Annotated in this window: 19 protein-coding genes and 1 tRNA gene; 7 read left to right on the plus strand and 13 right to left on the minus strand. The window is 69.6% G+C overall.

What is annotated here, in order from left to right; all coding sequences use genetic code 11:
* Positions 1-27: 27 nt before the first annotated feature.
* Complete coding sequence (locus tag AB5L97_RS12375) at positions 28-714, minus strand: helix-turn-helix transcriptional regulator (protein ID WP_369044895.1); 687 nt, start codon at positions 712-714, stop codon at positions 28-30.
* 90 nt (positions 715-804) lie between these two features.
* Here AB5L97_RS12375 and AB5L97_RS12380 point away from each other — a divergent pair, with 90 nt between their 5' ends.
* Complete coding sequence (locus AB5L97_RS12380; RefSeq protein ID WP_369044896.1) at positions 805-1,239, plus strand: hypothetical protein; 435 nt, start codon at positions 805-807, stop codon at positions 1,237-1,239.
* A gap of 74 nt (positions 1,240-1,313) precedes the next feature.
* Here the strand turns inward: AB5L97_RS12380 and AB5L97_RS12385 are convergent, their stop codons facing one another.
* The gene (locus tag AB5L97_RS12385; protein WP_307957896.1) at positions 1,314-2,243 is read right to left on the minus strand and encodes a diacylglycerol/lipid kinase family protein; all 930 of its coding nucleotides are present in this window, start codon (positions 2,241-2,243) and stop codon (positions 1,314-1,316) included.
* A gap of 73 nt (positions 2,244-2,316) precedes the next feature.
* Here AB5L97_RS12385 and AB5L97_RS12390 point away from each other — a divergent pair, with 73 nt between their 5' ends.
* Positions 2,317-3,246 carry a J domain-containing protein gene (locus AB5L97_RS12390; protein ID WP_369044897.1) on the plus strand — a complete coding sequence of 310 codons (930 nt, stop codon included), beginning with the start codon at positions 2,317-2,319 and terminating at the stop codon, positions 3,244-3,246.
* 80 nt (positions 3,247-3,326) lie between these two features.
* A complete protein-coding gene (locus tag AB5L97_RS12395) occupies positions 3,327-3,794 on the plus strand; it encodes a tRNA (cytidine(34)-2'-O)-methyltransferase (RefSeq protein ID WP_369044898.1) in 468 nt (155 codons plus the stop codon).
* Positions 3,795-3,853: 59 nt separating this feature from the next.
* Here AB5L97_RS12395 and AB5L97_RS12400 read toward each other — a convergent pair whose 3' ends face one another.
* The 4 genes from AB5L97_RS12400 to AB5L97_RS12415 form a co-directional block, all read right to left on the minus strand.
* Positions 3,854-4,615, minus strand: coding sequence for a PIG-L deacetylase family protein (locus AB5L97_RS12400; RefSeq protein WP_369044899.1), 762 nt, complete (start codon positions 4,613-4,615; stop codon positions 3,854-3,856).
* Positions 4,615-5,628, minus strand: coding sequence for an electron transfer flavoprotein subunit alpha/FixB family protein (locus tag AB5L97_RS12405; protein WP_369044900.1), 1,014 nt, complete (start codon positions 5,626-5,628; stop codon positions 4,615-4,617). The genes AB5L97_RS12400 and AB5L97_RS12405 overlap by 1 nt, the downstream gene beginning before the upstream one ends.
* 14 nt (positions 5,629-5,642) lie before the next feature.
* On the minus strand, positions 5,643-6,443 hold the full coding sequence (locus AB5L97_RS12410) for an electron transfer flavoprotein subunit beta/FixA family protein (RefSeq protein ID WP_369044901.1): 801 nt from the start codon (positions 6,441-6,443) through the stop codon (positions 5,643-5,645).
* Positions 6,444-6,758: 315 nt separating this feature from the next.
* Positions 6,759-8,534: a trypsin-like peptidase domain-containing protein gene (locus AB5L97_RS12415; RefSeq protein ID WP_369044902.1), complete on the minus strand. Its 1,776-nt coding sequence runs from the start codon at positions 8,532-8,534 to the stop codon at positions 6,759-6,761.
* A 252-nt stretch (positions 8,535-8,786) separates the two neighbouring features.
* Here AB5L97_RS12415 and AB5L97_RS12420 point away from each other — a divergent pair, with 252 nt between their 5' ends.
* Positions 8,787-10,838, plus strand: a complete 2,052-nt coding sequence (locus AB5L97_RS12420; protein ID WP_307957903.1) for a TPM domain-containing protein — start codon at positions 8,787-8,789, stop codon at positions 10,836-10,838.
* A 91-nt stretch (positions 10,839-10,929) separates the two neighbouring features.
* Entirely contained in the window at positions 10,930-11,724 is a 795-nt protein-coding gene (locus AB5L97_RS12425) for a PspA/IM30 family protein (protein WP_307957904.1), read from the plus strand.
* A gap of 106 nt (positions 11,725-11,830) precedes the next feature.
* Here the strand turns inward: AB5L97_RS12425 and AB5L97_RS12430 are convergent.
* The 3 genes from AB5L97_RS12430 to AB5L97_RS12440 all read right to left on the minus strand — a co-directional run bounded on the left by AB5L97_RS12430 (position 11,831) and on the right by AB5L97_RS12440 (position 16,404).
* Positions 11,831-11,907, minus strand: a tRNA-Met gene (locus tag AB5L97_RS12430).
* A 92-nt stretch (positions 11,908-11,999) separates the two neighbouring features.
* A complete protein-coding gene (locus tag AB5L97_RS12435) occupies positions 12,000-14,984 on the minus strand; it encodes a UPF0182 family protein (RefSeq protein ID WP_307957905.1) in 2,985 nt (994 codons plus the stop codon).
* A gap of 190 nt (positions 14,985-15,174) precedes the next feature.
* The gene (locus AB5L97_RS12440; protein ID WP_369044903.1) at positions 15,175-16,404 is read right to left on the minus strand and encodes a YlbL family protein; all 1,230 of its coding nucleotides are present in this window, start codon (positions 16,402-16,404) and stop codon (positions 15,175-15,177) included.
* Positions 16,405-16,588: 184 nt separating this feature from the next.
* Between AB5L97_RS12440 and AB5L97_RS12445 the strand changes: the two genes are divergently transcribed.
* Positions 16,589-18,031 (plus strand): zinc-dependent metalloprotease, encoded by a 1,443-nt coding sequence (locus tag AB5L97_RS12445; protein WP_369047431.1) that lies wholly within the window; start codon positions 16,589-16,591, stop codon positions 18,029-18,031.
* A 70-nt stretch (positions 18,032-18,101) separates the two neighbouring features.
* Here AB5L97_RS12445 and AB5L97_RS12450 read toward each other — a convergent pair whose 3' ends face one another.
* From AB5L97_RS12450 to nudC, 4 genes are read right to left on the minus strand one after another with little or no spacing between them, the layout of a single operon-like run.
* Complete coding sequence (locus AB5L97_RS12450; protein ID WP_369044904.1) at positions 18,102-18,299, minus strand: hypothetical protein; 198 nt, start codon at positions 18,297-18,299, stop codon at positions 18,102-18,104.
* Between the two features lie 9 nt (positions 18,300-18,308).
* Positions 18,309-18,908 (minus strand): M48 family metallopeptidase, encoded by a 600-nt coding sequence (locus AB5L97_RS12455; RefSeq protein ID WP_369047432.1) that lies wholly within the window; start codon positions 18,906-18,908, stop codon positions 18,309-18,311.
* Between the two features lie 28 nt (positions 18,909-18,936).
* Entirely contained in the window at positions 18,937-21,060 is a 2,124-nt protein-coding gene (locus AB5L97_RS12460; protein WP_369044905.1) for an ATP-dependent DNA helicase UvrD2, read from the minus strand.
* A complete protein-coding gene (gene nudC, locus AB5L97_RS12465; RefSeq protein WP_369044906.1) occupies positions 21,057-22,154 on the minus strand; it encodes an NAD(+) diphosphatase in 1,098 nt (365 codons plus the stop codon). The genes AB5L97_RS12460 and nudC overlap by 4 nt, the downstream gene beginning before the upstream one ends.
* A gap of 167 nt (positions 22,155-22,321) precedes the next feature.
* Here nudC and AB5L97_RS12470 point away from each other — a divergent pair, with 167 nt between their 5' ends.
* On the plus strand, positions 22,322-23,467 hold the full coding sequence (locus AB5L97_RS12470; protein WP_369044907.1) for a macrolide 2'-phosphotransferase: 1,146 nt from the start codon (positions 22,322-22,324) through the stop codon (positions 23,465-23,467).
* Positions 23,468-23,482 lie beyond the last annotated feature (15 nt).

The raw sequence follows: 23,482 nt of genomic DNA on the forward strand, positions 1-23,482 counted from the left end.
CGGGCCCCCGCTCGATCGATCCATTGCTCAGGCCTCCCGCGGGACGATCCTCGCGCAGCACGCATGCTGGCCGTCCCGCGGTTCGACGGGCTCGACGCGTCGGCTCGCGTCCCCACAGCCGTCGAGGGCCCCTGCGAGGAGGGCTCCGTTGAGGCTGCACACCACGCCGCGGTACCCGCGGGAGAGGCGGTGGAAGGGGCAGTTGCCGAGATCGATGGCCCCGTCGGCTCCGCGGACTGGCTCGTAGCCCGTGGCGTCGAGGACGGCTTCGATGCTCCCATGCTCTCCGCCGAGGGCCGTGCCACGCTCGTAGCCGACGGCGGCGATCGCGTCAGCCATGGGCCCGCCGTCCGCGATGGTCCGTTCAGCCGCCGCGGCGAGCAGCTCCCCCGCGAGCTCATAGGAGCGCTCGGGGACCGCCGCGACCACCTCCGTGAGGACGGTCTCGTAGAACTTCGACGGCCTCCCCGAGCCCGGCCCGCGGCGGCCCGTCGGCTTGGCGAAGACAGCGGCCAGCACGCCGTCGTCCACGAGCCGGTCGAGGTGCGCGGCGGCCGCAGCTCGGGAGATCCCCGTGACGTCCGCAGCCTCGTCCCGGCCCACTGGGCGACCCGCGCCGCGCACATACAGGTACAGCGCACGACGCCGGTCCTCGCCGAGGGAGGCGAGGGCACCGAGGCGTTCACGCCACGTGGGAGCCGGTTTGGCGGTCATGGATCAAGTCTAGATCCAAAATGCCAATCTGTTGTTTTAGACATGACTCGGTTCTAAAATCGGGAATGTCAGCTTTGGAAGGAGCTCGTCATGTCAGCCACCTCAGCACACCACGGCAGGATTCATACCTCCTCCGGCGCGCGCAGCGGCGCCCGAGCGCTCGCCCCCGCCGATCAGGCGTTCTACCTGCTGCGGACCCTCTATATCGTGGCCCCGATCCTCTTCGGCCTCGACAAGTTCTTCAACGTCCTCACGTATTGGCCCAACTACCTCGCCCCTGTAGCGACCCAGGTTGTCCCCCTGAGCCCGCAGTCGTTCATGTACATGGTGGGCGTCGTCGAGATCATCGCCGGGCTCCTCGTCGCATGGAAGCCGCGGTGGGGGTCACTCGTCGTCGCGCTGTGGCTGCTCGGCATCATCGTGAACCTGCTCGTGCTCGGGCACGGATTCGACGTCGCGCTGCGCGACTTCGGCCTCCTCGTCGGGGCGCTCGCGCTCAACCGGCTCACCGCCCGCAGGGCCTGAACGGCCCGAAACGTGACCCCGCATCGCAGGAACGTGACCCCGCATCCTCGTCCCAAGGATCCGGGGTCACGTCCCTAGCAGGTCGGCTCAAGCCCGCCGGGCGCCGCGAGGACCGCGAGAGAGCGAGGCACCACGCTGATCGTCACCGGAACGTCGGTGACCCGCTCGCCGTCCGCATAGACGACGACGCCAGGCCCGCCGATGGACACGCTGCGCACCGTTGAGAGTTCGACGGCCGGATGCCCCACGTGTTCGCCCCGGAACACCTTCGGGAACACGGCGAGGAACGCCGGGATGGACAGCGGCCGGACCACAAAGAGGTCAAGGAGCCCGTCGTCGGCCCGCGCGCCCGGCGCGATGCGCATGCCACCGCCGAGCGAGGGTCCGTTCGCCACCGAGACGAGCATGGCGCGCTGCCGCCGGCCGACGCCGTCCACCGTGAGCTCGAACGGAATCGGGCGGAAGGAGACGAGCTCCCGCAGGACGGCGAGCGTGTACCGGGATTGGCCCCGAGGCCATCGCCACGTGTTGGCGCGTTCGTTGACCCGCGCGTCGAAGCCCGCCGAGGCCACCGCCACGTAGTGCCGCTGGCCGTCCGGCCAGTCGATGCGCCCGAGATCGAGGAGGCGGGGCGCGCCGTCGAGCGCGGCGAGGACCGCCGAGACGGCGCCCGCGACCGAGTCGAGCGGAACGCCGAGGAGCCGTGCGACGTCGTTCCCGGTCCCGGCCGGGACCACGCCCAAGGGAACACCCGTTCCCGCGAGCACGTTCGCCACGAGGTTCACGGCACCGTCACCGCCCACGACAACCACTGCGTCAGGCCCGGACAGGTCCGCGGCGACGGCCGCGGCAAGCTCCAAGGCCGTCTCCCTCCGCAGCTCGGTCACGGCGGCGCCTCGGGCGCGGAATAGCGTAGCGGCCTCGCGGGCACGGGCGTCGCCGAGTCCCGCGTGTGCGGCCGGGTTCACGGCAAGGGTGAGGCGGGCCGGTCGGTCAAGGGGCATGCGCAGGATTATCTCAGGCGCCGCAGGGGTGGGCGCGCAACGGACGGTCAGCGCACACTCCTACGATGGACCCATGCCCGTGCACGTCCCTTCCCACTACGAGGTGCTCGGCGTGCCCGTCACCGCGAACGAGAGCGAGATCCGGCGCGCATACCGCCGGGCAGCCCGCGCCCACCACCCCGACCACGGAGGCGACGTCGTCGAGTTCCGCCGGGTGACCCTCGCGTTCGAGGTCCTCTCCGATCCGAAGGCCCGCGCCGCCTACGATCGCAGCTACTTCACCTCGGCGCCGCAGCGCGAGTCGCCGCAGCCCGGCAGCGCGGCGCCGACGGGTGCCGGCACGTTCACAGCGCGGGCCGCGCCGCGCAGCGGCGGGCAGCGGAACCTCGCCGGCGAGCCGGCCGTCTATGTCCCGCCGTTTGCGCCGGGCAGCGTGCCGCTCCTGCCGGCCGAGATTGCGGCGCGGGCCGAGCACGGTGTCCCACGCCGCCGCGGGCTGTTCGGCGCCGACGCGAGGATCCAGCGCGAACAGCGGACCGCGGCGCTCATCCGCCGCCGCGTACTGACGGCGATCCCCTCCGCGCGGCTCTTGAACGGCCTCCGCTCTCCCGCAGATTCAACTCACATCGCCCACGCTGTCCTCGCCGGGTACCGGCTCGCCCTCGTGGACTCGATGCTGGTTCCGCGCGGCAACTACGCGTGGGACGGCGAGCACCTGATCCACGGCAGCCGGGTCGTTGCACCGCCGCGGCTGGCCGACCAGGTCCGGTACTTCCAGAACCTGTTCCCCGAGCTCAATGTCCAGGGCTACATCCTGGTCCAGACCCCGGACGAGGCGCTCCACGAGCCCGTCATCGATGTCCGCCGCGGAGCCGAAGGGCTCATCGAGCCCCTCAACGCCGCCAAGTTCCTGCGCGAGCTCACGTTCTTCCTCTCCTCCGGGCCGCAGCCGAACGCCGTGTTCATCCCTGCCCTCGCGCGCCTGCTCACAGGCCTCCACTGACTTTTCGCTGACAGGGCGCACGGCTGGGCGCCTCGGCGGCCGACGAAACCGGACCGACGGGTGACCGTAGGATGGAGGGCGTGTTCCGCATCCTCTTATACGCGCCCGAAATCCCCGGCAACACGGGCAACGCGATCCGACTTTCGGCTGTGACGGGCTGCGAGCTGCACCTCGTCGAGCCCCTCGGGTTCAACTTCGAGGACGCGAACCTGCGCCGGGCGGGCCTCGACTACCATGACCTCGCGGTCATGACAGTCCATAAGACGCTCGACGACGCGTTCGCCGCCCTGCTGCCCGCGCGCGTCTTCGCGTTCACGTCCCACGGCGACACGCCGTTCGCGGACGTGGCCTACGCGCCCGGAGACGTCCTCTTCTTCGGGCCCGAGTCCGTCGGCCTGCCCCAGGACGTCCTCGACGACGAGCGGATCACGGCACGGGTGCGCCTCCCGATGCTGCCGTCCCGCCGCTCACTCAATCTCGCCAACTCCGCCTCGATCGCGGTCTACGAGGCCTGGCGGCAGAACGGGTACGCGGGCGCGCAGATCTAGTCACCCTGCCGGTTTCGAGGCCGCTCAGCCACCGCACCCGACCGCCGCACCCCGACCTCTCAGAAGCCCGCGATCGTCTCCGGGTTGTTGACCGAGACGATGTGGAACTCCTCGGCCGACGCCCCGGAGACCAGCCCGCCGTCGTGCGCGGAGGCCCGCATACGCAGACGCACCGACTCCTCCATCGCCGCGACGTCGGGATGCTGGCTGATGTGCACGTGGAGGGCGGCGATCTTCGTGTCGACGAAGGCCGTCATGTCCGAGTAGTAGTTGGTACGGTCCTTGGGTCCCGCATACAGCCACAGCCAGGGGAGGCGGTACGCGTCGAGCCCGGCCTCAGCGAGCTCGGGGTACGCGAAGGGATTCTCCACCGCCGGGTACATGGCCCGGGTCACCGCCTCGCCGCACGCGAGGTGGTCCGGGTGCGACTTCTGGATCCGGTCCCAGTTCCGCTCGGGGTGCATCGCGATGACGACGTCGGGCCGCACGCGGCGCACGAGCTCGACGACGTCACGCATCACCTCGTGCGAGGGCTCGAGGTACCCGTCGCGGTAGCCCAGGAAGTGCACGTCCGTGACACCGACGAGGGCCGCGGCGCCGCGCTGCTCCTCGTGGCGCATCGCGACGATGCTCGCCCGGTGCTCGGGGTCGAAGCCACCGGCGTCCCCGTCTGTCATGATGCAGTAGTGGACCTCGACACCTGCTGCGGTCCACGCTGCCACGGTGCCCGAGACCCCGAAGTCGAGGTCGTCCGGGTGGGCCCCGAACGCGACGACCCGCCGCACCTGGTGCTTCGCCGGATCGAAAGGAGCGCCAGGCATCAGCCGCGGCGCCGCGTGATCTCGGCGGCTGCCTGGGGCAGGACCTTGAACACGTCGCCCACCACGCCGAAGTCGGCGATCTCGAAGATCGGCGAGTCGGGGTCCGAGTTGACCGCGACGATGACCTTCGAGGTCTGCATTCCCGCCCTGTGCTGGATCGCACCCGAGATCCCCGCTGCGACGTAGAGCTGCGGCGAGACCGTCTTGCCCGTCTGGCCGACCTGGAGGTCGTGGCTGACCCAGCCAGCGTCGGCAGCGGCGCGCGAGGCCCCGACGGCCGCACCGAGCACGTCGGCGAGTTCCTCGACGGGGCCGAAGTCGCCGTCCGTGCCACGGCCGCCGGAGACGACGATGTTCGCCTCCGTGAGCTCGGGACGGCCTGAGGCCGGCTTGTCGGTGCGGGCGACGACGCGAGCGGCCCGGGCCAGGGAAGCCTCGGGCACGGCGACGGGCGTGATAGTTGCCAAACCGGGGGCATCGGCCGGAGCGGCCTCGACGCTGTTCGGCTTGAGCGTGAGGATCGCGACCGGGCTCGTCGCGCGGGCCCGGACCTGATACGAGCCGGCCAGGACGGACTTGTGCGCCGTCCCGTCCGTCTCGAGCCCCACGACATCCGTCACGACGCCAGCGCCGAGCCGCACACCGAGGCGTCCTGCAGCCTCCTTGCCCTCGGACGAATTGTCGAGCACGATGACGCCGAACGCAGCGTGCCCGCCGCCGTCCGCGCCCACGGCCGAGACAACGTCCGCGAGCCACGCGGCGGTCGGGCCCACGAGGTACGCGGAGAGGTCAGCGCCTTCAGGCGTGTACACGGCTGCGACGCCGTTCTCGGCGAGCTGCGCCCGGGCGCCCTCGGAGACGGGGGCCGTGGACGCGGCGGAGACGGTGCCGAGGAGCCGGCCAGCCGCGAGGAGCTCGAGCTGAGCCTTCGTAAGGGACTCTCCCGCGCCGCCCGGGCCACCGCTCAGAACAACGAGGACGTTCGCCGCGCCGGCGGCATTCTCTGCAGTCATTGTCAGTATCTCCCTCAGATGAGCTTCTGCGCGGCCAGGAAGTCGACGAGCTTGACCCCGGCGTCACCCTCGTCGGTGATGATGGTGCCCGCGCCACGCGCCGGGCGCGGCTGTGCCGATTCGACGGCGGTGAGCGAGCCCGCGGCCCCGACCTGGCCGGCTTCGAGCCCCAGATCGACAAGCGACAGGGTCGCGATCTTCTTCTTCTTGGCGGCGAGGATTCCCTTGAAGTTCGGGTAGCGCGGCTCATTCGCCTGATCGGTCACCGAGATGAGCGCCGGAAGACCGGCCTCGACGGTCTCGGCCACACCGTCACCATCGCGCTGGATCCGGGCCGTGCTGCCGGAGATCTCGAGGGATGAGGCGAACGTCAGCTGCGGCAGGTCGAGTCGCTCGGCAAGCTGTGCTGGGACCAGAGAGGTCTCGCCGTCGGTCGAGGCCATGCCGGTCAGGACGATGTCGACATCGCCGAGGCTGCGGATGGCTGCGGCAAGCGCGAGGGACGTCGCCGACGCGTCTGAGCCGGCGAGCGCCTCGTCGCTGACGTGGACGCCCGAGCTCGCACCGATCTGGAGCGCCTTCTTGAGGGCGTTGGCAGCGTCCGGGCCGCCCATGGTCAGGGCAACGACCTCGTTGCCGCCCTTGTCGCCGCCCCTGGCATCCGTGAGCTGCAGTGCAGCCTCGAGGGCGTACTCGTCCAGCTCGGAGAGGATGCTCTCGGAACGGTCGAGGGGGCCCTGTGCGCCGAGGTGACGGTCGAATTGAGCATCAGGGACGTGCTTGACCAGCACGACGATCTTGAGGGTGTCTCCCACAGTCCATGGCCTTCCATACTCGCGTACGCGCCACGGGCGGGGGCCGTCCGCGGCAGGTGCCGCCCGGGGCGTTCGGGCGCGCATTCGCGGCCGGCGGCACGCATCCGGGCACGCCCTAGCTAATCACACGGTGCGCCGGGCGCGCTTCCCCTGCCGCCCAGATCTTTCGTTGTCCGACGCATGGCTTCACGTTGGGCGCCGCCAGGGCGCGCACACGCACGACGGCGCGCCCCGGCTGGGTGCCGGAACGCGCCGTCGTACGTGGTTCGGGAAGGAAGGCGAACGTGGGCGCTCTGCTGCGCTGTCTCGGCTGTCCTACTGCGCAGTGCCGACCGTGACGTCGACGTCCTTCGACTGGCCGTTGCGCTGAATGGTGGCCTTGACCGTGCTGCCGGGCGCCTGCTGGTGGACCGCCGCCGTCAGCTCAGAAGCATCGGTGATCGTGAGTCCGGCAAACTGGGTGACGACGTCGCCCTGCTTGATTCCGGCCTTGTCAGCAGCTGAACCCGAGGTCACCGAGGCCACCTGTGCGCCGGTCGAGAAGGACGAGCCCGAACCGTTCGCGCTGTAGTCCTGCACCGACACGCCGAGCTGGCCGTGGGTGGCCTTGCCGGTGGCGATGATCTCGTCCGCGATGCGGTGGGCATAGGTCGCAGGGATGCTGAAGCCGACGCCGATATTACCCGAAGACGACGAGCTCGAGGAGCTCTGGCCCGTCGAGGCGATCGCCACGTTGATGCCGATCAGCTGGCCCTGGCTGTTCACGAGTGCGCCGCCCGAGTTTCCCGGGTTGATCGGGGCGTCAGTCTGGAGGACGTTGAGGCTCACCGTGCTCTGCGCCGTCTGGCGCTGGGTGTTGCCCTGCCCCGGAGGAGCGAACTGGAAGCCCTGCCCGCCGCCGTTGCCCTGCGAGCTGTCGCCGCCCTGCGGTGCGGCCGAGGATGCGACCGAGATCGTGCGGTTGAGCGTCGAGACGATGCCGTCCGTGACGGTGTTCTCGAGGCCCAGCGGGGCACCGATCGCGATCGCGGCGTCCCCGACGTTGATCTTGCCCGAATCGCCGAACGTGATCGGGGTCAGGTTCGCGCCGTCGACCTTCACGACCGCGAGGTCGCTGAGCGGGTCGGTGCCCACAACGGTGCCCTTGTAGACCGCGCCGTTGTTCGCGCGGACCTCGATCGTCGGGTTGGCGACCTGGCCGTCGAGCGTGACCACATGGGTGTTGGTGAGGATGTGGCCCTGGTCATCGAGCACGACTCCCGAGCCGGTGCCCGCGGAGCTGCCCGACGTGACGCCGATCGTGACGACGCTCGGGGACGCCTTCGCGGCGGCAGCCGTGACGGCGTTGACGCTGTCCTGGTTGTTGACGATGACCGGTGACGGGTTCTGTGCCTGCGTCGAGGCGCTCGAGACCCGCGGGGCCCACAGGCCCGAGGTCCCGGCCACGACGCCGCCACCCACGAGGCCAGCCACGAGCATGCCGCCGATGAGCACACCGGTACCCCAGCGGCCCTTCTGGCCGGTGCGCTGAGCGCCGTTGTTCTGGGTTTCCGGGCGGAAGAACGAGCTTCCCTGCTGCGGAGCCTGCTGGCCGTACTGCGGCGCCCCGTACGGGGGCTGCCCCTGCGATGCGTGCTGGCCGTACTGCGGCTGGCCATACTGCGGCGACTGCGGCTGGGTCTGATGGCCGTACTGCGGCTGACCATATCCAGGCTGTCCCGGCTGGGGGCCCGGGCCCTGATGCGGGGCCTGCTGGCCGTACTGTGGCGTCCGCTGGCCATACTGCGGGGCTGCCTGCGGCTCGGCAGGCGCGGACTGGCCGTAGCCCGGGATCGGCTGCGTGGGCTGGGAGGCAGGCTGCGGCTTCGGCGAAGCAGCCTGCGGCTGCGACGCAGTCCGTGCCTGCTCGCCGGACTGGGCTCCACCGAGCTGGGCCGCATCGTGCTGGGCCGCACCGGACGGTGCTGCATCGGACTGGGCTCCACCGGACTGGGCCGGCGAAACGGTCGGAGACTGGACTGTTCGCCCAGGCTCGTTGGTATCGGGGGCTCCCGCACTGGCGTCTGCCGGACGGGAATCGCTCTCGTTCATCTCTGGTGTCCTTTCCCTGAACTCCTCCCACTATGGTCCCCCAAGCTGTGCTGGGCGCATCTGTTCTCTGGAAGCTTGCTGGGAGTCCGCCGAAAGCGTAAGAGTTTCACTCCGGGCGGATCCGCGGTCCGTGCGGACCCGTGACGCCGCCCCTAGAATCAAGGTACGTGTCACGCTTGCCAGCAGCGGAACGCGCTTGGGGGGTGCACGCGACCCGGGGCCGATGCCCCCGGGCTGAACGAAGGACAGCGCATGCGTTCGACGGCGAAGACTCTGCTTGCTGCCTTGGCGGCAGCCTTCCTGGTGCTCTTCCCCGCGACGTCGGCCGCGTGGGCGGCCGACCCCGTCACCGTACCTTCGGGTACCAACATCGTCGATCCCCAGAGCGCCCTCGGTTCCCGCAAGGCCGAGGTCCAGAAAGCCATCTCGGACCTCCTGTCCCAGCATCGCGTGAACCTCTACGTCGTGATCGTCGATTCGTTCACCAATCCGAGCGACCGGGCCGCCTGGGCGCACGCGGTGGCTACGAACACCGGCATGGGCGGCTCTGACGTGCTTCTCGCGGTCGCGACATCCGGGCAGTACCAGCTCGTCGCCAACACGCTCAACACGAAGGTCTACTCGAAGACGACGGCCATCGCCCAGAACGCCATCACCCCGAACTTGGCCGGCGGCAAGAAGGACTATGCACAGGCAGCCATCGACACGGCCAAGGCGGTAGGGGACGCCGCGGGCGGAGGGAGCGGAAACGTCTCGTCCGGCGCCGATGCCACGCCGTGGCTCGTGGGCGGAGGCGTCGTGGTTGCTGGCGCTGGCGCGGCGTACCTCATCTCGCGGCGACGGAAGATGGCGGGTGGACCGGTTCAGGGGCAGGTCGGCCCGGGTCAGGACCAACTCGACCCTCTCGCGTCACTGAGCACGGACGAGCTCCGCAAACGGGCCAGCGGGCTCCTCGTCCATGCGGACGACGTCATCCGCTCGAGCGAGCAGGAACTGGGGTTCGCCGAGGCGTCCTACGGCACCGAGGCCGTGGGGAACTTCACGAAGGCCCTGACCGACGCCAAGGCCCACTTGAGCGAATCCTTCAAGCTGCAGCAGCAGCTCGACGACCACGTACCGAACACTGAGGCCCAGCAGCGCCAGTGGCTCGGCGACATCATCCGCCGCTCGGAGGCCGCGATCTCCTCGCTCGCCGAGCAGAAGGCCGACTTCGACGCGCTGCGTGAGCTAGAGCGCAAGGCGCCCGAGGCCTTGGACGAGGTCACCAAGGGAGCGGCAGACGCCCAAGCCCAGCTCGCCGCCGCGCAGCGTTCCCTCACCCAGCTCCAGACCAAGTACGCCGACTCGGCAGTCAAGCATGTGACGGACAACATCACCCAGGCCAGGGACCGCCTCGCGTTCGTGGCGAACGCGTCGGAGACGGCGAAGCAGAAGCTCGCCGAAGGTCAGACGAGCCCCGCCGCGATCGCGGTCCGCGCGAGCGAGGAGGCGCTCCACCAGACGCGCGTCCTGCTCGACGCGATCGACAAGGCCGGTTCGGCGCTCGACGACGCACAGGGCCGCATCGATCCGGCGCTTGCCGATACGCAGGGGGATCTTGCCCAGGCCAAGGCGCTCGCCGTTGAGGGCCAGCATCCCGAACTCGCCGGCCCGGTGGCCGCGGCCGAGGCAGCGCTCGCAGCCGTGAGGCAGGAGCTCGGAGCCGGACGGGTCGATCCGATCGGCCTGCTGCAGCGCGTCGAGACGGCGCACACCCAGCTCGACGAAGCCCTCACCGGCGTTCGGGACAGGCAGCAGCAGGCGCAGCGTGCTCAGGCGTCGCTCCAACAGGCGATCCAGAGCGCGCAGGCCCAGATCAGCGCCACGAGCGACTACATCGCGGCCCGGCGCGGCGGCGTGGGCACCGAGGCCCGGACACGGCTCGCCGAGGCGCAGCGCAATCTCGATTACGCCCTGTCAATCTCCGGCAGCGACCCGGTGACGGCTCTCGCGTACGCCCAGCAGGCAGCATCCCTCGCGGCGCAGGCCTCGGAGATCGCGCAGCAGGACGTGGACCAGTTCTCCGGCTGGGGCGGGGGGCCCGGGGCGGGCGGCATGTTCGGCGGCCGCCGGAACGGGGGCGGCATCGGCGGGGCCATCCTCGGCGGAATCATCATCGACTCGATCCTCCGCGGCGGCCACCACGACGGTGGAGGCTGGGGAGACGGCGGAGGCTTCGGTGGGGGCGGGGGAGGCTGGGGCGGCGACGGAGGCGGCTTCGGCGGCGATGGCGGAGGATTCGGCGGCGACGGCGGCAGCTTCTAGCCGTGCAGGGCGCCATGACGAGCGAGATCGCGATGAAGGAAGCATTGAACGGCTTGTTTTCGCACGAATGTCCATCACGAGAGGGAGCACCATGGTAAAGCAGTCCATCTTCGGTCGCATCGCACAGCTGGCGAAGGCGAACATCAATTCCATGCTGGACCAGGCGGAAGACCCGCAGAAGATGCTGGACCAGATGGTCCGCGACTACACGAACAACATCGCCGAGGCGGAGTCCGCGATCGCGCAGACCATCGGCAATCTCCGTATGCTCGAGGAGGACCACGCCGAAGACGTCAAGGCAGCTCAGGACTGGGGCAATAAAGCCCTCGCCGCCTCGCGCAAGGCCGATGAGTTCCGCGCGGGCGGCAACGCCTCCGACGCTGAGAAGTTCGACAACCTCGCGAAGGTCGCCATCCAGCGCCAGATGTCCTCGGAGAACGAGGCCAAGGTTGCGGAGCCGACGATCGCAACCCAGAGCGACGTCGTCGACCGCCTCAAGACCGGCCTCGACCAGATGAAGGGCAAGCTCAACGAGCTCACCTCGAAGCGCAACGAGCTCGTGGCGCGCGCCAAGACGGCCGCGGCCCAGACCCAGGTCAACGACGCCCTCAAGAGCATCGACATCATGGATCCGACAAGCGAGGTCTCGCGGTTCGAGGAGAAGGTCCGGCGCGAAGAGGCAAAAGTCCGCGGGCAGCAGGAGCTCGCCGCGTCGAGCCTCGACTCCCAGTTCAACCAGCTCGAAGACCTCGGCGAGCAGACTGAGGTCGAGGCGCGCCTGGCTGCCCTCAAGCAGGGCTCCTCCCCCGCAGCACTCAGCTCGGGTGCTGCTGGTGCGGCGTCGGCCGGGGCAGCCGTCGACGAGGCTGATTTCGACAAGCTCTGATCCGTTCCGCCGGCAGCGATAAACCCCGGGGCCGGCGAGTACGGCGGATAGCCGGAAACAACGAGAGAGTCCGCCCATCGGGCGGACTCTCTCGTGTCTTCGGCTGTGGTTGCGGGGACAGGATTTGAACCTGCGACCTCTGGGTTATGAGCCCAGCGAGCTACCGAACTGCTCCACCCCGCGGCGCACTGTCTACCTTAGCAACCGGACAACGCGGGGCCAAATCGAGGTGAACGGCCACAGGCCCACACAGCGGAGCGTGCGGGAGCGTGGCCCTACTTGCTCGGGGTCGGAGTCGGGCTCGCCGAGGCAGTCCCCGCCGCCCCGCCGGCGGCCCCGGCAATCTTCGCCTCTGCGTCCATAGCACGTTGCACCGCCGCACTGAGCTTCTGCTGCGCATCGCCGTAGGCCGCGAAGTTGCCCGACGCCAGCGCCGCCTGACCGTCCTTGATGGCCTGGCTGGCATCCTGGAGTGCTGTCTGCAGGTCGGACTGAGCAGATGAGGTCTGCCCGCCCGACGGGGTCGGGCTCGGCGTCGTGGGCCCGGCTTGGCCGTTGTTCCCCGAGTCTCCCGCCTGCGCGCCTGAGTTGCCGCCGAACAGTCCGTCAAGGGCCTTGTCCAGCGTGGGGGCGAAGCCGATCTTGTCCCCGAAGGCCACGAGGACGCGTTGGAGCGTCGGATAGGAGGTGGTGCCTGTCGACTTCACGTATACCGGCTGGACGTACAGCAGGCCCCCGCCAACCGGGAGGGTCAGCAGGTTGCCATTGAGGACCTCCGATGCGCCCTGGCGGAGGAGGTTGAGCGCCTGTGAGACGCTCGGATCCGAGTTGAACTTGTTCTGGACCTGGCCAGGGCCGGGAACCAGAGTGTCGGTGGGCAGTTTGAGCAGCCGCAGCTTGCCGTACTCCGCCCCCTTGACCCCTGCCGTGTTGCCCGCATCTGAATCCGCCGCGAGATATCCGTACATGACCTCCCTGGAGGCCCCGCCCTCGACGGTCTGCGGGATGAAGCTCGAGGTGAGCTGGAAGGCCGGGGCCTTCTGGTCCGGCATCTGGAGCGTCATGTAGTACGGGGGCTGCTTCACGCCCGAGGTCTTCACGGTCGGATCATTCGGCACGCTCCAGACATCGTTGTTCTGGTAGAAGCTGTTCGGATCTGTCACGTGGTAACGGGTGAGGAGCTCCCGCTGGACCTTGAAGAGGTCCTCGGGGTAGCGGACGTGGCTCATGAGCCCTGCGGACATGTCCGAGATCGGCTTGATCGTGCTAGGGAAGACCTTCTGCCACGCCTTGAGCATCGGGTCCTGGCCATCCCAGGCGTACAGCGTCACCGAGCCGTCGTAGGCGTCCACAGTGGCCTTCACCGAGTTGCGGATGTAGTTGACCGTGGCCTGGGGCAGCTGTGCCGCCCGGCCCGCGGCAGTCTGCGAATCTGCCGTGACCTGCTGGAGCTGCTGTTGCTGCGAGTACGGGTAGTACTGGGTGGTCGTGTAGCCGTCCACGATCCACTTCACGCGGCCATCGATCACTGCCGGGTAGGAATTGCCGTCGATGGTCAGGTATGGAGCCACCTTCTGGACCCGATCACGGGGATTGCGGTCGTACAGGATCTGCGAGCTCGCGTTCACACCGTCCGAGAACAGCAGGTCCGTGCTCTGGAACTTCATGGCATACATGAGCTTGTTGAAGAAGCCGCCGACGTTGGGGCCGCCGTTGCCCGTGAACGTGTATTGGGTCTCCCCCGTCCCGCCCTGCGGCTTGTCCTGCTCGCGCGCCGGACCACCGCCCTGGCCACCCACGATCGAGTAGTCCGGCGAGTACTCGCCGAAGTAGATCCGCGGCTGGTAGCTGTCGTCATTGCCGAGAACTCCAGTGGACGGGATTCCGGACTCCATGAAGACGGGCTTGCCGTCCACCGTGGCCGTATTGCCGTAGGCGGCCACGACGCCGTACCCGTGCGTGTACACGATGTGGTTGTTGTACCAGGACTGCTGGGTCGGGGAGAGCCCCTGCGAGTTGAGCTCGCGCACCGCGATCACCGTGTCCTGGGACTTCCCGTTGACGTTGTAGCGGTCCACGTTGAGGGACGGTGCGAACTGGTAGTAGGCACGGTACTGCTCGAGCTGCTGGAAGGTCGGCGAGACGAGCGTCGGGTCGAGGAGTCGGATGCTTGCGGCGGTCTGGGCATCCTGGCGGAGAGCACCCTGGGTTGCGTCCGTGGTGGCCTTGTAGTCCTGGACCGCGACGCTGTCCAGGCCGTACGCGGCGCGGGTCGAGGCGATGTTCCGCTCGATGTAGGGCGCCTCGGCGGACTGCTCGGACGGGCGCACCTGGACCTGCTGGATCACCCACGGGTAGACGCCGCCGGCGAGGATGCCGGTGATCACGAGCATCGCGGTCCCGATGAGCGGCAACCGCCACCGCCCGATCACTGCCGCCACGATGAACAGGACCGCGACGATCGCCGCCGCGATCGCGAGGATCGCCTTCGTCGGAATCACCGCGTTGACGTCCGTGAAGAGGGCGCCCGAGACGCGTCCGGACGAGTTGAACACGGAGCTGTAGCGGTCCAGCCAGAAATTGACGGCGATAAGGAGCAACAGCGCCGCGCCGGCGATGGCCAGATGGAGCTGGGCAGCGCGGGCAATGTAGATGCCGCTCTCGCTGATGCGGATCGAACCGTAGAGGTAGTGCGTGAGGAGCCCTGCGATTCCGGCAATCACGACGACGCCGAGGAGGAAGCCGACCACGGTGCCGAGGAATGGCAGCGTCATCGTGTAGAAGCTGATGTCGAGGTGGAACTGGGGGTCCGTGACCCCGAACGACTCCTGGTTGAAGAAGAGCGCGGCCTTCTGCCACTGGCTCGCGGCCGCGGCGCCGGCGAAGAGGCCGAACACGATCGGCACGCCCGCCATGACGATGCGGCGCATCGGCTCGAGCTGTTCCTGGTACCGGCTCATGGTGTCCGGGTTCGCGGGGTCCGGCGCGTAGACGGGACGCGCGCGGTACGCCGCGCGCATCACCCCATAGATCGCACCGCCCATCACGATCGCTGCGACGAGGAACACGAGCGTCCGCACGAGGTTCTGCCGCAGGAAGACCTCGACGTATCCCAACTGCTGGTACCAGAGGATGTCGGTGTACAGCTGCGAGAAGAGCACGAACGCGACCGCAAGCACGGCGACGATCACGAGCGTGGGGATCAGTGCCCCTCGGCGGCGTCGTAGTGCGGTCGGTCTGCCTTCGGGGCGGGATGTCACGGCGTACCTCGATGCTCGGGCTTGGCTGCTCGTGCCGCTCAGGCTCTGCGCAGGAGCAGCATTGGTCTAAGTCAAGCACGCGTGGCGCGGTGCGGCAGTTCCCACGCACGGAGCGGTCCGCGATAACGATTCGGCGACGGTTCCTTCCAAGGCCGCGGCAGGCCACCCGGCCGCATCGAATCGACGAGCGTCAGCCCTTCGTGCACTGCGGCATCGACGCCGGGTCCTTGCCCTGGGCGTAGGCCTCGACCGCGGCCCGCGCGTCCGAGAGGGTCGACACCTTGACCACGTCGAGGCCCTCGGGCAGATGTCCAACAACCTCATCGCAGTTGGAGGCGGGGGCCAGGAAGAGTGTCGCCCCGGCAGAACGCGCGCCATACAGCTTCTGGGCTATGCCGCCGATGGCCCCCACGGTCCCGTCAGGGCTGATCGTCCCTGTCCCTGCGATCTGCCTGCCCCCCGTCAGGTCCCCGGGCGTCAGCTTGTCAACGATCCCGAGCGCGAACATCATGCCCGCGCTGGGACCCCCCACCCGATCGAGCGAGACGCTCACCGAGAACGGGAAGCTGTACGTGTAGCGGATGTCCACCCCGAGGACCCATTTGCCCTGGTTCTGCGTCGGGGTCACGGTCACCGTCTCCGGGGATCCGCCGCGCACGACGACGACGTCCACCGGAGTTCCCCCGCCCGCCGCGAGCGTCTGCTGCACGGTCGCGAGTGAGGTGACCTTGGTGCCGGCGACGCTCACGAGGCGGTCACCGACGAGGAGCTTCCCGGTCGAAGGCGACCCGTCCGGGATCGAGCCCACGTTGAGCTGCTGGTCGTAGGCGATGCCGAGGTTGCCGAGCGCCGCTGCCACGGCGGTCTGCTCGGAGTCCTGCATGAGTGCAGCGTTCTCGTCGGACACCTGCTGGCTTGTGGTCCCCGGCGGGTACACCACCCGCTGCGGGAGGATTGCCCGGGTGGGATCGAACCACGAGCGGGCGAGCTCCAGGAGCCCGACGTCGCTGTTCGGGCCGCCGTTGACGTAGACCGTCGTGAGATCGAGGGCCCCGGCGGCAGGATACGAGTCATGGCCGGTGACGGTGATGACGTCCTTCCCGCCGGTCTGCCCGAGCGTGTTGTACGCGGGACCCGGGGACTCGATGATGTACGGCACGGGAACTGACACGACTGTCGCCCCGAGGATGAGGGCGGCGAGGCCGGAGATCAGGGCCGCGGATCCTCTGCCGCCGGACCGGCCTTGCTGCCGCTTCCGCTGCCCGGCCGACGATCCGGAGGGACGCACGACGTCGTGCGGCGGATCAGCGGAAGGCGAGACCGCGCCGTCGTCCGCGCCATCCCGCGCACCGCCTTGCGCACCGGCGTGGGCAGCCGTGGGATCGCTGCCGGCATCGGGGACCACGGGACCGCTGACCACCCAGATCTCACCCCTTCCTCTTGCCTGGACCAGTGCCCAGCCTACGGTGCGCTGCTGGCGATCCATCCATAGCGCGCGGGGGCGCGCTGTGCCCACAGCGAAAGCGCCCCACGCACCGAAGACACGTCTACTGTCCCGCGGTACCGTGAGGATGTCCCTAGCAGAAGCGGCACTGATCGGCGGCATGATGACCACACCTGAGAAGCCTTCGGGCCACGACGGCGAGCCCGAGGATCCGCTGTCCGAGCTCTTCGCCAAGCTCATGGGCGGTGCGGGCGCCGAGGGATTCGATCCCACCGAGATCGCCAAGGCCGCTGGCCTCCCGAGCGATCCGAACGTCCTGCGGCAGATGTTCGAACAGGTGCAGGCCATGATGTCTGCGGCGCCCGGAGAGGGCCCCGTCAACTGGCAGATGGCCCACGAGCACGCGCGCCGGACCGCCGCCTCAACCTCCGATCCCTCGGTCTCGGCGACCCAGAACCGCGAAGTGGACGAGGCCCTGCGCCTCGCCGAACTCTGGCTCGACAAGGCCACAGAGTTCCCCAGCACCGGGATCATCGGGCGCGGCTGGTCCCGCGCCGAATGGATCGAAGCCACGATGGGCACATGGCGGCGCCTGACCGAGCCGGTGGCCAACAGCATCGCGACGGCCCTCTCGACGGCCCTCAGCGAGCAGATGCCTGAAGAGATGAAGGGCATGCTCGGGGGCGCGTCCTCGATGCTGACCAACATGGGCGGCACGATCTTCGGCATGCAGCTCGGCGCCGCGATCGGCGCACTCTCGGGCGACGTTGTGAGCTCCTCCGACATCGGGGTGCCGCTCGTCGACCTCGAGATGGCCCTCCTCCCCGCCAATGTCACGAAGTTCGGCGAGGGGCTCGGGCTGCCGGAGGGCGACGTGCGCCTCTACCTCGCGGTGCGGGAGGCCGCCCACGCGCGCCTCTTCATGCACGTACCGTGGCTGCGCGGCCACCTCCTCGGCGCCATCGAGGACTACGCCCGGGGCATCCACATCGACGTCTCCAAGATCGAGGAGCTCGCCCACGGGATAGACCCGAGCAACCCTGAGTCCATCCAGGAAGCACTCCAGGGCGGGGTCTTCATGCCGCAGCGGACCCCGCAGCAGGACGCGGCGCTGACGAAGCTCGAGACCGCGCTGGCCCTGGTCGAGGGCTGGGTCGACGAGCTCACCGCAGCGGCGACCGACGGCGTCCTGCCCTCCGCGGCAGCGCTCCGCGAGGCTGTGCGACGCCGCCGCGCCACCGGCGGTCCTGCCGAGCACGCTTTCGCCTCCCTCGTAGGGCTCGAACTGCGCCCGCGTCGCCTGCGCGATGCGGCCACGCTCTGGGCATCGCTCACGGAGGAACGCGGGATTGCCGGCCGGGACGCCATCTGGAAGCACCCCGACCTGCTTCCCACCGCTGAGGACCTCGACGATCCGCGGGGATTCTCCACCCGCCGGTCGATGGCCGAGGCGCAGGACTCCGAGGTCGATGAAGCGCTCGAGAAGCTCCTCGCAGGCGGATTCGACGAGCCGGCGGCCCCGGACTCTGGCACCGGAGACGGTGGGGACGATCCGGACACGACGGACGACGGCGGCACTCCCCCGGGCGCGCCCCGGGCCTGATTCCGCCGGGACCCAGAGCTGAGAACGGGCCGTCCCGACGAGTCGGGGCGGCCCGTCGGGCTCGGTGGCGTCAGTCGATGTCCTCCACGATCTCGCCGTACGGGATCTTCTCGTCGAGATGTGCCTGGAGCACGTGGGGATCGATCACGACCCGGACTCCCTGCATCTTGTCGGCGGCCGACTGCAGAAGGATCGGTCGGATGGTGTCCACGAACAGCTCGTCGCGGCCGAGGAGGTACTTCGCGTAGCTGGCTGGTAGCTCAGTCATGGCCAGATTCTAGGCGCGTTCCTCGTCGTCGGTAAGGCCCCAGTCGTCGCCGTCTTCGTCCGGCTGCCCCGGCCCGTGATGAGAACCGGCGAACGCAACGCCCGCGAGGAACGCCTTGGCCTCCGCCAGCCGCGGGTATGCCGCGACGAGCCGCCAGAACGCGGGCCCGTGACCCGAGACGAGCAGGTGGGCGAGCTCGTGGACAATCACGTAGTCGACGACCCACTCCGGCATGCGCCGGAGCTCGTGCGAGATCCGTATGGTGCGCTGGCTCGGGGTGCACGATCCCCAGCGACGGCGCTGGTTTGTCACCCATCGGATGGACACCGGCGAGGCCCGGCCCCCCAGATACTGCCGGGACAGCTCCCCCGCGCGGCCCATGAGGGCCTCATCGGTGGCGGGCCTGCCGCGGCGAGCCGTGTCCTGTTGGAGGCGTGCGACCATGCGCTCAACCCAGTGTTCCTCCTCGGCACGGGAGAATCTGGCGGGGATCGCCACGACGGCGGTGGAGCCTTCCCAGAAGGCGGAGACCGTCTTGCGGCGTCGTGGGGAGCGACGCACCTCAACCGGGGGCCCCGGATTCCCTCCGGCCGATCCATCGAGTGGCAGCGAGCGCTGACCGCGCGCTTGGCCCTTGTCATGAGTCACGGAGCAGCTCCAGGACAGCCTCGCCGTAGCGCTCGAGCTTGGCCCGGCCGACGCCGGCGACTTGGGAGAGCTCCGCCAGGCTGACGGGCTTCGCCTCGGCAATCGCCGTCAGGGTCGCGTCGGTGAACACGACGAACGCGGGGACGTCCGATGCTTTGGCCTGCTCGAGGCGCCAGGCCCGAAGGGCCTCGAACGTGGACTCCTCGTAGCTCGGGGGGCACGTGGAGCAGCGGCCCACCTTGCGCTCGGCGCCGGTGGAGAGGATCGTCCCGCACACCCGGCACGTCGTGGGCCCCTTGAGCTCACGCCGCTTACGTGCGGCACCGCCGGTGTGCGACGACGTGGCGCCGCCCGGCCTGAGTCCGTCGAGGAACCGCGACGGCCGCCGGTGGGCGCGGCCGCCTGGCGTCCTGGACAATGACCACGAGAGGTGGAGGAACTCCCTGGCTCGGGTGATGCCGACGTAGAGGAGCCTGCGCTCCTCGTCGATCGTGACCGGAGTATCCGCGAAGGAGATCGGCACGAGACCCTCGCTCAGGCCCACGAGGAACACGGCATCCCACTCGAGGCCCTTCGCTGCATGGAGAGACGCCAGGGTAATTCCCTGGACCGCGGGCGCATGCTGGGAGGTGGCCCGCTCCTGGAGCTCGGCGACGAACTCCGTGAGGCCAAAGCCCTCTCCGCGCGCGGCCGAGAGCTCGTCGGCGAGCGCCACGAGGGCGGCGAGGGACTCCCAGCGCTCCCGGGTCGCGCCGCTGCCCGTCGGTGCCTGCTCGGAGTAGCCCAGCGACGAGAGGACGTCGCGCACGCGCTGGCCTACCGGCACGCCGTCGTCCGCCTCGGCGCGGGCCGCGCCGCGCAGCTGCAGGAGCCCATCGCGGACTTCGCGCCGGTTGAAGAACCGCTCGCCGCCGCGCAGCTGGTACCCGATCCCGGCGGCAGAGAGAGCCTGTTCGAACGCCTCGGACTGGCCGTTGGTGCGGAAGAGGACCGCGATGTCCTTCGCCTGGGTCCCGGCCGCGATGAGCGCCGCGATCCGGCGGGCGACTGCGGCCGCCTCCGACTCGTCGTCCGAGCACTCGGCAAACTCGGGCTCAGGGCCGTCGGGCCGCTGGGCGAGGAGCGTCAGGGGCTGCGCCCACCGCGCATCGGCGGCGGGTCCGCCGCTGCGCCGGGACCCCAGCAGCTGGTTCGCGAGCCGGACCACCTGTGGGCTCGAGCGGTAGTCCCTCACGAGCCGGATGATCGACGCGCCCGGATGGTGCTTGCCGAACTCGAGCAGGTGGGCGCTCGTCGCGCCGGTGAACGAGTAGATGGTCTGGCTCGCATCGCCCACCACGCACAGCTCCTCGCGTCCGCCCAGCCACAGCTCCAGAAGCCGCTGCTGGAGTGGGGACACGTCCTGGTACTCGTCGACGACGAAGTGCCGGTATTGTTCGCGGACCGTGGCCGCGACCTTGGCGTCCTCCTGGAGGATGCCGACCGTGATGAGCAGGACGTCCTCGAAGTCGATGAGGTTCCGGTCCACCTTGACGTCCTCGTACGCCTCGAACAGGCGTGCGACGACGGGCGGCTGCAGTCCGCCCGGCTCTCCTCGGCCGGAAGCGCCCTCGAGGTAGGTGGAAGGGGTCAGCATCGAGACCTTGGCCCACTCGATCTCGGAGGCCAGGTCGCGGATGGCTGCACGGTCCACGGTGAGCCGCAGCCGCCGGGCGCTCTCGGCAATAGCCTGCGCCTTGTGCTCAAGGAGTGCCGGCAGCGTCCCCCCCACCGCCTGCGGCCAGAAGTACTGGAGCTGGCGCAGTGCCGCGGCGTGGAAGGTGCGTGCCTGGACCCCGCCGACGCCCAGGTCCCGCAGTCTGCTGCGCATCTCGGCGGCGGCGCGGGCCGTGAACGTGACCGCGAGCACGCTCTGGGGAGAGTAGACGCCCGAATGGACGCCGTACGCGATTCGGTGGGTGATCGCTCTGGTCTTGCCCGTTCCCGCGCCGGCGAGAACGCAGACCGGGCCCTGGAGAGTGGTCGCAACCTCGCGCTGTTCGTCGTCGAGCCCGCCGAGGAGCCTGTCCTCGAGGGTCCCGTGCTCGGCGTGCGGCGCGCTGGTATCGATCACTTGGACACCGCGGACCCGGGCTCTGCGATCTCGCCGCCGTACCAATGCTCGATGAGGGCCCTCGAGATCGACAGACGGCTGGGGAGTGTGATCTCGCCTGAGCCCGCCGCCGCGGCAAGCTCCTCGCGGCTGAACCAGCGCGCGCGCAGTACCTCCGCGCCGTCGGGCTGCGCCACGGTGTCCTCCGTGCGGGCCGTGAAGCCGAGCATGAGCGAGGCAGGGAACGGCCACGGCTGAGACCCCAGGTACTGGCACTCGGTCACCCGCACCCCGACCTCCTCGAGAATCTCGCGCACAACCGCCTGCTCGAGTGACTCACCCGGCTCGACGAAACCGGCGAGCGTCGAGAACATCGTGGACCGCATCCTCGCCCCGGTCCCGAGGAGCACCCTGTCCTCCGGCCCGACGACCGTGACGATGATCGCGGGATCTGTGCGGGGGAAGTGCTCCGAGCCGTCCTCCGGGCAGCGGCGCACCCAGCCGCTGTGGACCACTTGAGTGAGTGCGCCGCAGCGCGGGCACCGTGGATGCCCGGCGTGCCAGTTCGCGATGGCTGTCGCCTCGAGAAGGACCCCCGCCTCGACGACGTCGAGCCGGGACCCGGACTCGCGGAAGCCTGCCCAGTTGGTGTCCTCGGGCAGCAGCGAGGCGCCCTCCTCGGCGGGCTCTGACATGACGGCGGAGACAGGTTCCACGGGTTCGGGGAGGATCACCAGGACGACGTCGGAACCGGGGTTCGCGTGCGGCGTCGTGCGCTCCTGCGGGAGCTGGCCGAGGTATACGACGAGCCCGTCAAGCCATTCCGCGGGCAGGCTGTGGGCGGGGAGGAAGGCGAGGTGCTCCCCGGCGTGGGCTGCCCGGTGCTGTGAGTAGAGCACGGCGACGGTCCCGGGTTGGTGCACCACGGAATGGAGGAAGTCCGGGTCCGCGCGATCTGCGGAGCGCCGGTCGAGGGCCTCCACGCCTACCGGGAGCAGGCGGTCGGTGAGCCATCCGGCCACGGGGCCTTCGCCGTCGAACGCCGTGAGTGCTGTGCGGTCAGCGGCGGACGGGTGGGCTGGGTCATTAACCCGTGGGAGCGAACCGGAAGTCATAGCACTACGGTACTGAGGCCCTCTGACACTCGCACAACCGGGCCAACACCGTATGTGGACGATGAGCGCGAACTGTGGCCGTAGCTGTGCGCACGTGGCCTGCGCCGCTGGGCGGTGTTCGGCGTGGGACCGTGATCGGGCCGCGGCATCCGGCTAGCGTGGATAAGGTGAAACGCACTCCGTTCGAGCTGGCTGCCATCGCCACCGCCGCCGTCCCCGGACTGAAGCCGACCGCTGCCGCGGCTTCCCCGGACGACGCGACCGATTTCGACGCCGCACTCCTCGAGACCGCGGACGGGCGGCGGTGGCGCATCCGCTGCCCGCGTGGAACAGAGGCGAGCGCACGCCTCGAGACGGAGATGACCGTGCTGAGGGCTTTCGATCCGTCGGTGCGCGCGGAGCTGCCGTTCCAGATGCCCGCAGTCGCGGGGACCGTCCGGATGGACGGCCTGACCACCTGCGTGTACACGAACTTGACGGGGACGGTCCGTGGGCTCGACGAACTCACTGCTGGCACCGCACGCCTCGCTCGGGAAGTCGGCGCAACGCTCGCGGCGATCCATGGCCTTCCCCAGTCGCTCGTCGACGGCGCGGATCTGCCCTCCTACACAGCCAACGGCTTCCGCCAACGACGCCTCAACGAGCTCGATCAGGCCGCCACGACGGGGAAGATCCCACCTGTGCTCCTGCGCCGATGGGAGCAGGCCATGGAGGACGTGACACTGTGGCGGTTCAACCCGACGGTTGTCCACGGCGACCTGCACGAGGACAACCTCCTCGTCGACGAGGAGCGCGTCACCGCCGTGACAGGGTGGACGGACCTGCGGATCGGTGACCCGGCCGACGACTTCGCTTGGCTCGTGGCATCCAATGAACCGAAGTTCATCGAGTCCGTCCTCGCCGCCTACCATTCCTCCCGCAAGGAGCCGGTCGACCCGCAGCTGGCCCGCCGCGCGGCCCTCGCAGCCGAGTTCGCGCTCGCCCAGTACCTCGTGAAGGCCCTCGCCCTCGGCGACGACGGTGCCGTGGCGGACGCACGGCACATGCTCGCCGAGCTCGCCGCCGACATCGAGGCGAGCGAAGCGGCTGAAGCCGAGGCCGCGGCGGCGGGCCCGATCCTCGAGGATGAGGACCCCGACGGCGCACCCGCCGAGGCCGTACCCGTCGACGCGGTGTCGGTGAGCAGCCCAGCCGGCCGCACCCCGGCACTGACGGGCGCCGCAGCCGAGGATGACGACGCGGACGGCCAGACGGAGACCGACACCACCGCCCTGCCGGTGGTGTCGGTCTCCAACCGCCTGCCCGAGGCGTAGCGCCGGCACCAGGAG

It is taken from the genome of Sinomonas sp. P10A9, from assembly GCF_041022165.1.
Lineage (GTDB): Bacteria > Actinomycetota > Actinomycetes > Actinomycetales > Micrococcaceae > Sinomonas > Sinomonas puerhi.